Consider the following 14096-nt stretch of genomic DNA (forward strand, 5'->3'; position numbering starts at 1 on the left):
GCATGAGCACAGGAACCACGACGACGGGCGGCCCGGGCGGCGCGCCGGGCGCCACCGTCCCGGCCAAGGGGCTCCGCGCCGGGATCCTCGACCTCGGCGACTCCGTGATGCTGGGGCTGGCCTCCACGGCACCGGTGTACTCGCTGGCCGCAACACTGGGCCTCATCGTGGCCGTAAACGGCAACTACACTCCCCTGATCCTGCTGCTCGGCTTCATCCCCGTGCTCTTCATCGCGTATGCGTTCCGCGAACTGAACAGCGCCATTCCGGACTGCGGCACCACCTTCACCTGGTCCCGGCGTGCGTTCGGCCCCTGGGCGGGCTGGCTGGGCGGCTGGGGCGTGGCGCTCGCCGGCATCGTGGTCCTGGCCAACCTGGCGCAGGTGGCGGGCCAGTACCTGTGGCTCCTGGTGGGCGACGGATCCCTGGCGGACAGCAAGGCAGTGGTGACCGCAACGGGGGTCCTGTTCATCGCCGTGATGACGCTGGTCAACTACCGGGGCATCCGGCTGGGCGAACACGTCCAGCGGGTGCTGACGTATGTGCAGTACATCTCCCTGGGCATCTTTGCCCTGGCCATTGTGGTGCGGATCGTTGCCGGTTCCGCCGCCGGCGACACCTCCATCCAGGCCTTCGATCTTGAATGGTTCAACCCGGTGGGTGCTTTTGCGGATCCCGGCGCCGTGGTGCACGGCGCACTCCTGGCGCTCTTCATCTATTGGGGCTGGGACACCTGCCTCGCGGTCAATGAGGAAACAGAGAACCCTTCAACCACCCCCGGCCGCGGCGCGGTGATCTCCGCCTTCATCCTGGTGGCCATCTATGTCTCCGTGGCGCTCCTGGTGATGATGTACGCCACGGTGGGCACGGAAGGCATTGGCCTGGGCAACGAGGCCAACCAGGACGACGTCTTCCTGGCCATGCGGGACGTGGTGCTGGGCCCCTGGGGCTGGCTGATCGTCGTCGCGGTGCTTGCCTCCGTCCTGTCCTCCACCCAGACCACCATCCTCCCCACGGCACGGGGCACCCTGTCCATGGGCGTCCACGGTGCCCTGCCGGCCAGGTTCGGCGAGGTGCACCCGAAGAACCAGACCCCGGGTTTTTCCACCCAGGTCATGGGGGCGGCCGCCATCGCCTACTACGTGGCCATGAGTTTCCTGAGCGAGAACCTGCTCTCCGATTCCATCAGCGCCATCAGCCTGTTCATCGCCTTCTACTACGCGCTCACCGGTTTCGCGTGCTTCTGGTACTTCCGCGGCACCCTCCGGCATTCGGCACGCAACCTGTGGTTCCGGGGCATCCTGCCGCTCGTGGGCGCGCTCCTCCTGACGGCCGCGTTCTTCATCTCGGCAGTCCAGATGTGGGACCCGGCCTACGGCGACACCCAGATCTTCGGGATCGGCGGGGCCTTCGTCAGTGGCGTGCTGCTGCTGGCCCTGGGCGTGGCGCTGGCTGTGGCCTGCCGGTTCCTGCCGGCCACCCGCGGCTATTTCCTGGCGAAGCCGTGAACCCGGATCCCTCGGACGTCCTTGCCCTGGATGCCCTGCTGACCCCCGGCGAGCAGGAAATCCAGCAGAAGGTCCGGGACTTCACGGCCCAGCGGATCCGGCCAAACATCGCCCGGTGGTACGACGACGCCGTCTTTCCCCTGGAACTCGCGCCGGAACTGGGCGAGCTCGGGGTGCTGGGGATGCACCTGGAAGGTTATGGCTGCCCCGGCCGGTCCGCCGTCGAGTACGGCCTGGCCGCCATGGAACTCGAGGCCGGCGATTCCGGGATCCGCACCTTCGTCTCGGTGCAGGGCTCATTGGCCATGACCGCCATCCACACGTGGGGCTCCGAGGACCAGAAACAGGAGTGGCTCCCCCGGATGGCCGCAGGGGAAGTGATCGGGTGCTTTGCGCTGACCGAACCGTCAGCCGGTTCCGACCCTTCCTCCATGGCCACGTTCGCCCGCCGTGACGGTGCCGGGGACAACGCCGGCTGGGTGCTGAACGGCGCCAAACGCTGGATAGGGCTCGCCTCGGTGGCGGGCGTGATGGTGGTCTGGGCCATGACGGATGACGGCGTCCACGGTTTCCTGGTTCCCGCGGGAACGCCGGGCGTCACCGCCACGCCCATCGGGCAGAAGCTCTCCATGCGGGCCTCCATCCAGTGTGATGTGGTGTTCGACGACGTCAGGCTGGGTCCGGAGGCGCTGCTGCCGGCCGCGCGTGGCCTGCGCGGCCCCTTTACCTGTCTGAACGAGGCACGGTACGGCATCGCCTGGGGCGCCATGGGTGCCGCCCGGGATTCCTACCAGGCAGCACTGGCCTACTCGCAGGAGCGGCTGCAGTTCGGCAAGCCGCTGGCCGCTTACCAGCTGACCCAGGAAAAGCTGGTCAACATGCTGGTGGAGATCCAGAAGGGCACGCTGCTGGCACTGCACCTGGGACGGCTCAAGGACGCCGGCGCCCTGCGGCCCGAGCAAATCTCACTGGGCAAGCTGAACAATGTCAGGGAAGCCCTCGCGGTGGCCAGGGAAGCCCGGTCCATCCTTGGCGGAAACGGAATCACGCTGGACTACCCGCCCCTGCGGCACGCAGCCAACCTGGAGTCGGTGCGCACCTATGAGGGCACGGACGAAGTCCACACCCTGGTCCTTGGCCAGCACATCACCGGCTTCAACGCTTTCCGCTGATCAGGCGGAGAAGCCGCCGTCGGACTTGATGAGCTGGCCGGAGACCCAGCGGCCGGCGGGTGAGAGCAGGAACCCCACGGTTCCTGCGACGTCGGCCGGTGTTCCCAACCGTCCCGTGGGCTGCTGGGCCGTCAGCGCTGCCCGGACCTCATCGTCCATCCAGCCCGTATCCACCGGGCCCGGGTTCAGCACGTTCGCCGAAATGCCCAGCGGTCCAAGTTCCCGCGCGGCGGCAATGACGATCCTGTCCAGCGCCCCCTTCGAGGCACCGTAGGGAAGGTTGAACGCTGTGTGGTCACTGGTCAGCGCAACGATTGCGCCGCCGTCGTCCGTTGCCTGCCGCGCGAACGCGGCAATCAGCTGCCAGCTGGCCCGCGTATTCACGGCAAAGTGCCGCTCAAACGATTCCACGCTGGTGTCCAGGATCCCCGAGTCGACGGACTCGGCGTGGCTCAGGACCATGCCCTGCAGCGGGCCCGCCAGCTGCACGGACTCCGCCACCAGCCGGTCGGGCACGGCGGGGTCCTGGAGGTCCGCGGACAGCACGTGGACCTGGGCGCCGATGGCTTCGAGCTCGGCAGTCAAACGCACGACGTCGTCCGGTTGAGTCCCCCACGGCATCCGGGCGTCGTAGTCCTGCCAGTAGGCCAGCACCAGGTCCCAGCCCTCGGCGGCGAGGTGCCGGGCGATGCCGGCGCCGATGGAGGCCAGCCTCCCTGCGCCGGTGATGAGGGCGGCGGGGCGGGCAGGAGTAGCTGAAGGCACGGGTTCCATGGGATCAGCCTAGTGGCGCCAATGGAGGCGCCCCGGCCGATGCACGCTCCTGGTCCTCCTCAGGCAGCAGGACCAGGTCCAGGTACGCGCGGAGACAGCCGGCCATGTCCACACTCCCCGGTGCCAGGAGCCATTGCGTCTGGATGCCGTCCCACAGAGCGATCAATGAGGCGGCGGCAGTGTCCGGATCCACACCAGGGCGCAGCCGGCCTTCCCCGGCCAGCTGCGCAAGCTGGCGCGCGTAGCTCCGCCGCAGCCGGTCAAAGCGCTCCGTAAAGTAGTCTCGCCCGGGATGCCCCTCCGTGACTGCTTCCCCGCACAGGACGGTGTAGAGCTCAAGGACTCCCGGGACATCTTCATTGAAGCGCGCCTGCCGGAGGACGGCATCAGCAAGTGATTCCTCCGGGTCCGGCGGCGCGGTACCGTCTCCTGTGATGGAATCCCGCCAGTTGAGTACTGCCAGGAGCAGATCGCTTTTCGAGGGGAAGTAGTGGAGGAGGCTCGTCTGGCTCATGCCGGCGTGGTTGGCCACGTCCTGCAGCGAGCCGCCGCGATACCCGTGGGCGGCGAAGACGGCGTGGGCTGCGGTCAGGATGGCCCGGCGCCGCTCCGCAGACTTCGCGTAGGGTCCCCGGCGGGAAGCTTGCGGCCCATCCTTGGTGCTCATGGCAAGCCAGTGTACCCGCCGTAATGCGCAATAAACCAAAACTCGAGTGAGCACTCGAGTTTTCATGTTAGCCTGTCTCGAACCGAACAAAAAGTGCCATGCTTCACACTTTTAGGCACATATCCGACACGATGAGGTGAAGGCAAATGTCCCGATTCACGCGAAGACAACTCCTGAGTGCGGGCCTGGGCACCGCAGCGATGGGGCTCTTGTCCGGCTGTGCCACGCCAGGCATACGCTCCGTCAACACAGCACCGGTGCTCGCTCCGGCCGCCAGCGGGGAAAAGATCACCCTGACGTACTGGTGCTGGCTCAAAGATGCACAAAAAGTGGCCGACATCTGGAACGCCTCCCATCCGCAGGTCCAGGTGGAGGTCGTATGGATTCCCGGCGGCAATGCCGGCGGGTACCAAAAGCTCTATTCGGCCCTGGCTGCTGGCGGCGGACCCGACCTTGCCCAGGTGGAGATGCGGTCCCTCCCCGAATTCATGCTGGTCAACGGCCTGGTGGACGTGGCCCGGTACGGCGCCCAGGACTACGCGCACCTGTACGACCAGACACTGTGGGGCCAAGTCAGCTTCTCCGGCGGCGTGTACGGCATCCCCCAGGACTCCGGCCCCATGGCCATGTTCTACCAGCCGGCAGTCCTGGACCAGGTGGGCGGTACGAACCCCGGCACCTGGGACGAATGGGCGGCCCTTGCCCGCGAACTGCGCAAAAAGGATGTCTACCTGGACTGCTTCCCGCTGGGCGACGCCTCCGTGTTCACAGCGTTCGCGGCCCAGGCCGGTGCCAGCTGGCTCAGGCCTGAGGAGGACGGCTGGGTTATCAACATGACCGACGACGCCACCATGAAGGTTGCCCGCTTCTTCGACCAGGCCATCGACGAGGACCTTGTCCAGACGGCGTTCGGCGCCTACTCTCCCGGCTGGTTTGCTGCAGCCGCGAAGGGAACCATTGCCTCCGTGGTGTCCGGCAGCTGGGGAGATGCCCTTATTGAAGGCGTCAGCGGCGGCAGCGGCAAATGGCGGGTGGCGCCCATGCCCACCTGGGACGGCAGCGGATTCGGGTCAAGCTACCTTGGCGGATCCACGGCAGCGATCCTGGCCAACAGCAAGCACCCCCGCGAAGCACTCGAGTTCGCGGTGTGGATGACCACGTCAAGGGAAGGCATCGACGCCGAAATCACCAACAGCGGCATCGGCTGGTCGCCGTCGCCGGACTTCATCGGCACTCCGCGGCAGGCGCCGTCGGAATTCTTTGGCGGCCAAAGCTACCACCAGGAAATCTTCGTGCCGGCGGCCCGGCAGCAGAATGAGGACTGGTCCTGGTGGCCCGTCACCCAGCAGTCCTTCAACATTCTGAGCGACGGCTTCCGGAAGAAGGCGTCCGGAACGAGCCTGGTGGATTCGGTGGCGGCGGCGGAACAGCAGATCATGACCGTCTTCAGGAACAAAGGCCTCAGCATTCGAAAGGAAGCGTCATGACAGCGACATCACCCACCGCGCGGACGGGGCGGGGTCCGTCAGCGCAGCCTCCCGCCCGGCCGGGCAAACGCGGCGACCGGACAGGCGCTGCGTCCCGCGCGCCCTGGCTCCTGCTGGCGCCCTTCCTGGCGCTGTTCATCCTGACGTTCGTCCTTCCGATTTTCGTGGCAGTCCTGTCCAGCTTCACCAAAGTGACCCGGAGCGGGCTTTTCGGCGAGGCCGGGGTTAAGAGTGAATTCGCCGGTTTCAGCAACTATGCACAAGCCCTGGCTGACGGCAGCTTCGTGGCGTCGATCGGACGCATGCTCCTGTTCGGCGTGGTGCAGGTACCTGTGATGATCCTGCTCTGCACGGTGCTTGCCCTCATGCTCGAATCAGCGTCCGCCAAGTGGCCGGGCTTCTTCCGTGCCGCTTACTTCCTCCCCTACGGCGTACCGGGGGTCATCGCCACAATCCTCTGGTCGTTCCTCTACGTCCCCGGGCTGAGTCCGCTGTTCGATGTCGCGGCACTGGTGGGACTGACCCCCGATTTCCTGGGTGCCAACACCGTCCTGTGGTCGCTTGCGAATATCGTCACCTGGAGCTACACCGGCTATAACATGCTGATCATCGTGGCCCAGCTGAAGGCCATACCCGGGGAACTGTATGAAGCCGCGAAGGTGGACGGCGCCTCCACCTGGCGGGTGGCCCTCAGCATCCAGCTTCCGCTGATCCGGCCCGCCCTCGTCCTCACCACAGTGTTCTCCATCATCGGTACGCTGCAACTCTTCGCCGAGGCGCAGGTCCTGAAGACCGTGGCCCCCGCCATCGACAGCCAGTACACGCCCAACCTCAGCGCGTACACCACCGCGTTCGCCTACAACGACTACAACGTGGCCGCGGCGCAGGCAGTGCTGATAGCCGTGGCCGCCTTCGTCCTGTCCTTCGCCTTCCTCAAATTCACGAACAGGAAGTCATCATGACCGCTACCGTGACCCCGCCGTCGACAACGGCTTCCCCGGCCCGCACATCTGGTGCAGGGACCAGGCGTTCCGGCAGCAAAGGCCGTCCGTCCACCATCATCGTCACAGCGGTGCTCGTGGTGGTTGCCCTGTACTTCCTCATCCCCGTGTACTGGGTGGTGGTCGCTGCCACCAAATCCACGGAGGACCTGTTCTCCACCAACGGATTCTGGTTCGCCCCCACCGTTGCGCTGTGGGACAACCTTGCGCAGGTGCTCAGCTATGACAACGGCATCTTCATCCGGTGGTTCCTGAACTCAGTGCTGTACGCCGGCATCGGCGCCCTCCTGGCCACCTACTTTGCGGCGGCGGGCGGCTACGCGCTGGCGAAGTACGAATTCCGCGGGCGGAACCTGGTCTTTGGAACCATCCTGGGCGGAGTACTGGTTCCCGGCACGGCCACCGCCTTGCCGCTTTTCCTGCTCTTCAGCCAGCTGGGCCTGGCCAACACGTACTGGAGCGTGCTGCTGCCGTCCCTCGTCTCGCCGTTTGGGCTGTTCCTGTGCCGGATCTATTCGCAGGCCACGGTGGACACGTCACTCATTGAGGCGGCCAGGCTGGACGGCGCGGGCGAACTGAGGATCTTCCACACCATCGGGCTGCGCGTCCTCACCCCCGCCCTGGTCACCGTGTTCCTCTTCCAGCTGGTGGGAATCTGGAACAACTACTTCCTGCCGCTCGTGATGCTGTCCGACTCCGGGCTGTACCCGATCACGCTCGGACTGAACAACTGGCTGAGCCAGGTGGACCGGCTGCCTGAGTTCTACGAGCTGACCACCGGCGGCGTGCTGCTCTCGATCATCCCGCTCAGCATCGCCATGGTGGTCCTTCAGCGCTTCTGGCGCGGCGGCCTCACCGAGGGTTCCGTGAAGTAGGAACCTGCCTCACGCAGGACGGCACGCCGCGGCAACCCCTCGCTCCGGGGACTGCCGCGACGTGCCGTCCGGGTTTAACTGCCGTCCGGGTTTAACCGGCGGGGCTACGGGATGGCCGCGAACGCCTGGTCCAGGTCCGCGAGCAGGTCCTCGACGTCCTCGATGCCGCAGGACAGGCGGAGGAGGTTCACCGGAACCGCCAGTTCGGTGCCTTTGACCGAGGCGTGCGTCATCTCGGACGGGTAGTTCATCAGCGATTCGATGCCGCCCAGGGACTCGGCCAGGGTGAACACCGACGTCGATTCCGCCACCTTCCGGGCAGCAGCCTCGCCGCCCTTGAACTGCACCGAAACCATGCCGCCAAAGCTCCGCATCTGCTTCCTGGCAAGCTCGTGGCCCGGGTGGGACGGCAGGCCCGGATACAGGACGGCCTCCACCTCGGGCCGCTCGAGCAGCCACTCGGCCACGGCCTGGCCGTTTAGGCTGTGCCGGTCCATGCGGACCCCCAGGGTCTTCAGCCCGCGCGTGGTGAGGAACGCGTCCATGGGTCCGGAAACCGCACCCACGGCGAACTGGACGAAGCCGATCTTCTCCGCCAGCTCTGCATCATTGACCACCACGGCGCCGCCCACGACGTCCGAGTGCCCGCCGATGTACTTGGTGGTGGAGTGGACCACGACGTCGGCACCCAGGGCGAGTGGGTTCTGCAGGTAGGGGGAAGCGAAGGTATTGTCCACCACGAGGAGGGCGCCGGCGTCGTGCGCTATCCCTGCGAGCGCCGCGATGTCGGTGATCTTCATCAGCGGGTTGGACGGCGTCTCCACCCACACAAAGCGGGTCTTGTTGGCGGCAACCGCCGCCCGGACGGCGTCGAGGTCTGCCATGTCCACCGGGGTGTTGCCGATCCCCCAGCCGCCCAGCACCCGGCTGATGAGGCGGTAGGTGCCGCCGTAGGCGTCGTTGCCCAGCACTATGTGGTCGCCGGGGCGGGTCAGGGCGCGGATGAGCGAATCCTCGGCGGCCAGTCCGGAGCTGAAGCTGTAGGCGTGGGTGCCGCCTTCCAGCGCGGCGAGCTGTTCCTGCAGGGCGTCCCTGGTGGGGTTGCCGCCGCGGCCGTACTCATAGCCCTCGCGGAGCCCGCCGATGCCGTCCTGGGCGTACGTGGAACTGAAGTGCAGGGGCGGAACCACCGCGCCGGTGCGGGGCTCGAAGGCCTGTCCGGCGTGGACGGCGCGGGTGTTGAAACCTTGGTTTTCGGGGACGGACATGATGCTCCTTGTCTGGGTGAAGCAGTATCAGGGTGAAGCAGGTCAGTTGCTGAGGTAGGCCAGGAGGTCGTGCCGGGTGAGGATGCCCACCGGCGCGCCGACGAACGTGACCATCACGGTGTCCACGTCCGAGAGCAGTTCCCTGGCTGCCGAAATGGTTTCCAGCGATCCGATGACGGGCAGCTTGGGGCCCATGTGCTCGGAGATCTTGTCCGTCAGCTTGGCTTCGCCGCGGAACAGTTTGGCGGTCAGGGTGCGTTCGTCCACGGCGCCGAGCACCTCGCCCATCACCACCGGCGGCTCCTGGGACAGGACCGGGATATGGCTGACGCCGAACTCGTTCATGATGTTGATGACGTCGCGCACGGACTCGTTCGGATGGATGTGCACCAGGTCCGGCAGTTCGCCGTTCTTGGAGCTGATGACTTCCCCCACGGAGGTTTCCTCGCCGCCGGAGAGGAAACCGTAGGAGCGCATCCACTGGTCGTTGAAGATCTTCGCCAGGTATCCCCGGCCGGAGTCCGGCAGGATCACGACGACGACCGCGGACTCCGGGAGGTCCCGCGCCGCCTTGAGCGCAGCCACCACGGCCATGCCCGAGGATCCGCCCACCAGGAGGCCCTCCTCACGGGCCAGTCGCCTGGTCATGGCGAAGGAATCGGCATCGCTGACCGCGATCACCTGGTCCGGGATGGACTTGTCGTAGTTCGCCGGCCACATGTCCTCGCCGACGCCTTCGACGAAGTACGGGCGCCCGGTGCCGCCGGAGTACACCGAGCCTTCCGGGTCGGCGGCGATGATCCTGACCACGCCGCCGTCGGATGCCGGCCGGCCCGCCGATGCCTCCTTCAGGTAGCGGCCGGTGCCTGTGATGGTTCCGCCGGTTCCCGCGCCGATGACGCAATGGGTGATCCTGCCGTCCGTATCGCGCCAGATCTCCGGGCCGGTGGTCTGGTAGTGGCTGCCGGGCGCCGCGGGGTTGGAGAACTGGTCCGGCTTGTACGCACCGGGGGTCTCCCGGACAATCCGGTCCGAGACGCCATAGTAGCTTTGGGGGCTGTCCGGCGGCACGGCTGTAGGCGTCACCACCACCTCGGCGCCGTACGCCTGCAGGACGGCGCGCTTGTCCTCACCCACCTTGTCCGGAACCACGAAGACGCACTTGTAGCCCTTTTGCTGGGCTACCAGGGCCAGGCCCACCCCGGTATTGCCGGACGTGGGCTCAACAATGGTCCCGCCGGGCTGCAGCTTGCCGTCCCGCTCGGCGTCCTCGATCATCTTCACCGCAATGCGGTCCTTGATGGACCCGCCGGGGTTCAGGTACTCCAGTTTGACCAGGACGGTGGCTTTGATGTCCTCCGTCACGTGGTTGAGTTTGATGAGCGGGGTATTGCCGATGAGGTCCAGGATGGACTGGGCGTACTTCATGGATACAAAGCTACCGCTTCCCTGCCGCGGGCACCTTCCGCGCCCTGTGCCCGCGGCGGCACGCCACGCGGGTGCGCCCGTTTCCAACAGGGTCTGCGCAGTCACGGGTGGGATCATGGGGCGGTGCAGCAGTTCGCCTGGTTGATGAAAGTCCGGAGCTACCTCCTTCCCGGAGCGATGCTCCTGGCCGGTGTTGCATCCCTCGCCTCCGGGGCACTGCCCCTGCCCGCTTTCGACGCCCTGGCGGGCCGCGCCGTTCCCATCCTCGCCTTCGTGCTTGCGATGTCCCTGCTGACGGAACTGCTGGACGAGGCCGGGCTGTTCAAGGTTGTCACGGACAGGCTCGCGGGGCTGGGCCGGGGCCGCGTGTTCCTGCTGTGGCTCCTCGTCGTGGCCCTGGCAACTGTTTCCACTGTTTTCCTGTCGCTCGACACCACTGCCGTGCTCGTAACGCCGGTGGTGGTCCTCCTGGCAGTCCATGCCGGCATCCAGCCGCTCCCCTTCGCCCTGACCACCATCTGGCTCGCCAACACCGCCTCGCTCCTGCTGCCCGTGTCAAACCTGACGAACCTGCTGGCGCAGGACGCGCTGGGGCTGAGCCCCCTGGGCTTTGCGGGGACCGTCTGGGCGCCCGCCCTGGTGGGGGTCGTGGTTCCGCTGGCCCTGTTGTGGCTGGCGTTCCGCAAGGACCTGCGGGGACGGTACCGGCCGCAACGGTCCCCCGCAGTGCGGGACCGGCCGTTGCTGGTCATTGCCGCGGCCACCCTCCTGGTCCTGCTGCCCGCCCTGGTGTCCGGCATACCCGTGCAGTATCCGGCCATGCTGGCCGCAGCCTTCCTGCTGGTGGCCTTCCTCCGGCGGCGACCCTCCGTGCTGCGGTGGTCCATGGTTCCGTGGCGTCCGCTGATGCTCACGGTGGGACTGTTCATGGTTGTTGAGGCACTGCATGCCAACGGGTTGACGGCGCTCCTGGCCGGCGCGGCCGGCCAGGGCGAGAGCCTGCCCGCCCTCCTGCACCTGGCCGCGCTGGGAGCCGGAGCGGCCAACGCAGCCAACAACCTGCCCGCTTATCTGGCCCTTGAGCCGGTGGCCGGCTCTCCTGCCCGGGTGGCCGCCCTGCTGATCGGTGTCAACCTTGGCCCGCTCGTCACCCCGTGGGCGTCCCTTGCCACCCTGCTCTGGCATGAGCGGCTGCGGGCGCTGAACGTCCGGATCAAGTGGAGCGGTTTTGCCCTGGCCGGTCTGGTGGTGGCAGCCCTGACGGTCCCGCTTGCGGTGGTGGCCCTCTGGGTGGCGTCCGGGATGCCCTGACGCTACCCGGCCGACTGCGCCTGCTGGTCGGCGGGCAGGTTCTCCCACAGGCCCATGACGTTGTCCTCAGGATCCTTGAAGTAGGCGAAATAGCCCATCCCGGGGATCTCGTTCTTGGGCATAACAACAGAACCGCCCAGCTCCTCGACCGTTTTCAGCGTGGCATCGATATCCGGCACGTCCACCGTGATGACGGGGTTGGCGATCTTTTCCTCCCGGGCCATCATGCCGCCGTTGATCGCACCAGCGGTTGTCGGCTGCCCGGTGGCCTCGTCCATGGGGGTGGTGATCACCATGTTGTAGTCCATTCCAGGGACAGGTTCTATCCGCCAGCCCAGGGCCTGCTGGTAAAACTTCTTGGCCCGCTCCTGATCGTCCGCGGGGATTTCGAAATGTACTACTCCACCCATTGCGCTCACCTGGAATCTCTGGAATCTCGAAGGGACGGGCGCGGACGCCCCGCGCCACACCTGGGATTCTAGTCCTCCGTCCGCTGCCCGTTAAGGGCCCGGGAACCGGCACGGCGGAGCCGGTGGGCAAACTGTCGGGGCGCCGTGGGACGATGGTTCAATGACGATCGCTGAGGTTCCCGCACGGCTGGCGGCCGCTGCGGACGCCTCCCTCCGGTGGTATCCGGGCGGCCCCTACGACCTGGTGCGGACCCTCCGCCCGCTCCTGCGCGGCAACAGTGATCCGTCCTTCGCGGTGGACGGCGACGCCATCTGGAACGCCTTCACAACAGCTGAGGGCCCCGCCACCATCCGGCTCAGCCCGGCAGGCAGCGCGGAGATGGAGCACCGGGTGGACGTCCAGGCCTGGGGCCCGGGTGCCGCCGCGGCGGCAGCGGCAGTGCCGCGCCTCCTGGGTGCGCACGACGATTGGTCGGCCTTCGACGAACCGGTGTTCCACGCCACGCTCCCCCGCATGGTCAGGGAAGCGCGGCGGAGAAGCCTGGCCGTCCGGCTACCCTCCAGCGGCCGCATGGTGGACCAGCTCGTGCCCATCATCCTGGAACAGAAAGTCACGGTCATCGAGGCCCGCCGCGGCTACCGGTACCTCCTCCACCGCTACGGATCCCCCGCGCCGATGGCTGGATCGCTGGCTCCCGCCGGCCTGGTGCTGGCACCCACGGCGGCGCAGTGGCTGCAGGTCCCCAGCTGGGAGTGGCACAAGGCCGGGGTGGGCCCGCAACGCTCCGCGACGGTGATGCGGGCGCTGCGCTCTGCCGTCGCGCTGGAACGGCTGGCGGAACTGCCGGCGCTGGAGGCGGCCGCCAGGATGCAGACCATCCCCGGCATCGGCATCTGGACGGCCGCCGAAGTGGTGCAGCGCACGCACGGCTGCCCCGACTCCGTCTCGGTGGGCGATTACCACCTGGCCGCGTACGTCGGGGCTGCGCTGACCGGCCGCCGGACGGATGACGCCGGCATGCTCCGGCTGCTGGAACCCTGGACGGGGCACCGCCAGCGGGTGGTGCGGATGATCCAAAGCAGCGGCTTCCGCAAACCCACGTTCGGTCCGCGGATGACCATCCAGGACCACCGCCGGCACTGACGCCGGCCGGGACACGGCCCCAACGTACGTGCACGATTTTTCCGTGGACTCGTGCCGGGGATGGGTATAGCGTGGCGCCAGGGAGCCCGTTCCAGAGCCCCGGCACGCCGCATCCTCTGGAGTCACGCATGATCCACACGGACAAACTGGCAAAGACGTTCACGGTCAGGAAAGAAACGGTGGAAGCCGTCAAGGGCGTCGACATCGACGTCGCGCCGGGCGAGCTTGTGGCCTTTCTCGGCCCGAACGGGGCAGGCAAGTCCACCACGTTGCGGATGCTCACCACCCTGGTGACGCCCACCTCGGGGACAGCCAGGGTTGCCGGCGTGGACGTCACCGCGGATCCGGCGGGAGTGCGGGCCAGGATCGGCTACATCGGCCAGGGCAATGGCGGCGGCCACAGTTTCCGGGTGATCGATGAGCTGGTGATGCAGGGCCGCTTCTACGGCATGAACTCCGCGGACGCCCTTGCCCGGGCCCGGGAACTCCTGGACTCCCTGGACCTCGCGGACCTCGCCAAGCGGACAGTCCTCAAGCTCTCCGGCGGGCAGCGGCGAAGGATGGACGTTGCGCTGGGGCTGATGCACTCGCCGCGGCTGCTCTTCCTGGACGAGCCGTCCACCGGGATGGACCCGCAAAACCGGGCCAACCTGTGGGAGCACATCATGCGGATGCGCGAGGAACACGGCACCACGATTGTGCTGACCACGCACTACATGGATGAGGCCGATTCCATGTCCGAGCGGGTCATCATCATCGACCACGGCAGGATCATTGCCGATGACACCGCCGCGCGGCTGAAGGCGAACCTCGCGGGCGACCTGCTGGCCGTCGAGGTGGCGGCGGCCTCCGCGGCCGGGGTGCGGGGGCTGCTGGGGCGCGCGCGGCGGCGGGCGGGGAGGTCAGCGAGAATTCGTACGACGGCGTTGTCCGCTTCCGCCTCCGGCTTCCCGAAGGTACCCGACTGGCGCCTGCGCTGCTGCTGGAGATGCACGACGCCGGTGCTCCCGCCCAGTCCCTGGAGCTGAAGCCGCCCACCCTGGACGATGTG

13 protein-coding genes are annotated in these 14096 nt (G+C 67.2%); 8 read left to right on the plus strand and 5 right to left on the minus strand.

The features are described from left to right. Positions 1 to 2 precede the first annotated feature (2 nt). Complete coding sequence (locus AC4BCK_RS14870) at positions 3 to 1508, plus strand: APC family permease (protein ID WP_364270834.1); 1506 nt, start codon at positions 3 to 5, stop codon at positions 1506 to 1508. Further along, on the plus strand, positions 1505 to 2680 hold the full coding sequence (locus AC4BCK_RS14875; RefSeq protein WP_310108987.1) for an acyl-CoA dehydrogenase family protein: 1176 nt from the start codon (positions 1505 to 1507) through the stop codon (positions 2678 to 2680). Before AC4BCK_RS14870 ends, AC4BCK_RS14875 begins: the two co-directional genes overlap by 4 nt. Here AC4BCK_RS14875 and AC4BCK_RS14880 read toward each other — a convergent pair whose 3' ends face one another. Next, the gene (locus AC4BCK_RS14880; protein WP_174176846.1) at positions 2681 to 3454 is read right to left on the minus strand and encodes an SDR family oxidoreductase; all 774 of its coding nucleotides are present in this window, start codon (positions 3452 to 3454) and stop codon (positions 2681 to 2683) included. It lies immediately after the preceding gene. 4 nt (positions 3455 to 3458) lie between these two features. Beyond that, the gene (locus tag AC4BCK_RS14885; RefSeq protein WP_174176848.1) at positions 3459 to 4121 is read right to left on the minus strand and encodes a TetR/AcrR family transcriptional regulator; all 663 of its coding nucleotides are present in this window, start codon (positions 4119 to 4121) and stop codon (positions 3459 to 3461) included. Between the two features lie 146 nt (positions 4122 to 4267). On the opposite strand from AC4BCK_RS14885, the gene AC4BCK_RS14890 reads away from it, so the two are divergent. The 3 genes from AC4BCK_RS14890 to AC4BCK_RS14900 are packed head-to-tail and all read left to right on the plus strand — an operon-like array spanning position 4268 to position 7484. Further along, complete coding sequence (locus tag AC4BCK_RS14890) at positions 4268 to 5608, plus strand: ABC transporter substrate-binding protein (RefSeq protein ID WP_174176856.1); 1341 nt, start codon at positions 4268 to 4270, stop codon at positions 5606 to 5608. After that, on the plus strand, positions 5605 to 6570 hold the full coding sequence (locus AC4BCK_RS14895) for a carbohydrate ABC transporter permease (RefSeq protein ID WP_366277129.1): 966 nt from the start codon (positions 5605 to 5607) through the stop codon (positions 6568 to 6570). The genes AC4BCK_RS14890 and AC4BCK_RS14895 overlap by 4 nt, the downstream gene beginning before the upstream one ends. Then, entirely contained in the window at positions 6567 to 7484 is a 918-nt protein-coding gene (locus AC4BCK_RS14900; RefSeq protein ID WP_400591199.1) for a carbohydrate ABC transporter permease, read from the plus strand. Before AC4BCK_RS14895 ends, AC4BCK_RS14900 begins: the two co-directional genes overlap by 4 nt. Before the next feature lie 104 nt (positions 7485 to 7588). On the opposite strand, the gene AC4BCK_RS14905 is transcribed toward AC4BCK_RS14900, so the two are convergent. Both AC4BCK_RS14905 and AC4BCK_RS14910 read right to left on the minus strand, forming a co-directional pair. After that, entirely contained in the window at positions 7589 to 8752 is a 1164-nt protein-coding gene (locus tag AC4BCK_RS14905; RefSeq protein WP_363954724.1) for a cystathionine gamma-synthase, read from the minus strand. 42 nt (positions 8753 to 8794) lie between these two features. Beyond that, complete coding sequence (locus AC4BCK_RS14910) at positions 8795 to 10180, minus strand: cystathionine beta-synthase (protein ID WP_174176864.1); 1386 nt, start codon at positions 10178 to 10180, stop codon at positions 8795 to 8797. Between the two features lie 144 nt (positions 10181 to 10324). Between AC4BCK_RS14910 and AC4BCK_RS14915 the strand changes: the two genes are divergently transcribed. Continuing rightward, on the plus strand, positions 10325 to 11491 hold the full coding sequence (locus AC4BCK_RS14915) for an ArsB/NhaD family transporter (RefSeq protein ID WP_490566921.1): 1167 nt from the start codon (positions 10325 to 10327) through the stop codon (positions 11489 to 11491). Between the two features lie 2 nt (positions 11492 to 11493). On the opposite strand, the gene AC4BCK_RS14920 is transcribed toward AC4BCK_RS14915, so the two are convergent. Then, positions 11494 to 11901: a VOC family protein gene (locus AC4BCK_RS14920; RefSeq protein ID WP_174176884.1), complete on the minus strand. Its 408-nt coding sequence runs from the start codon at positions 11899 to 11901 to the stop codon at positions 11494 to 11496. A gap of 160 nt (positions 11902 to 12061) precedes the next feature. On the opposite strand from AC4BCK_RS14920, the gene AC4BCK_RS14925 reads away from it, so the two are divergent. Next, on the plus strand, positions 12062 to 13045 hold the full coding sequence (locus AC4BCK_RS14925; protein WP_364270849.1) for a DNA-3-methyladenine glycosylase family protein: 984 nt from the start codon (positions 12062 to 12064) through the stop codon (positions 13043 to 13045). A gap of 128 nt (positions 13046 to 13173) precedes the next feature. Next, positions 13174 to 14073 (plus strand): ABC transporter ATP-binding protein, encoded by a 900-nt coding sequence (locus tag AC4BCK_RS14930; protein ID WP_490566065.1) that lies wholly within the window; start codon positions 13174 to 13176, stop codon positions 14071 to 14073. Positions 14074 to 14096: the final 23 nt, after the last annotated feature.

The organism is Pseudarthrobacter sp. As-47 (assembly GCF_058215595.1).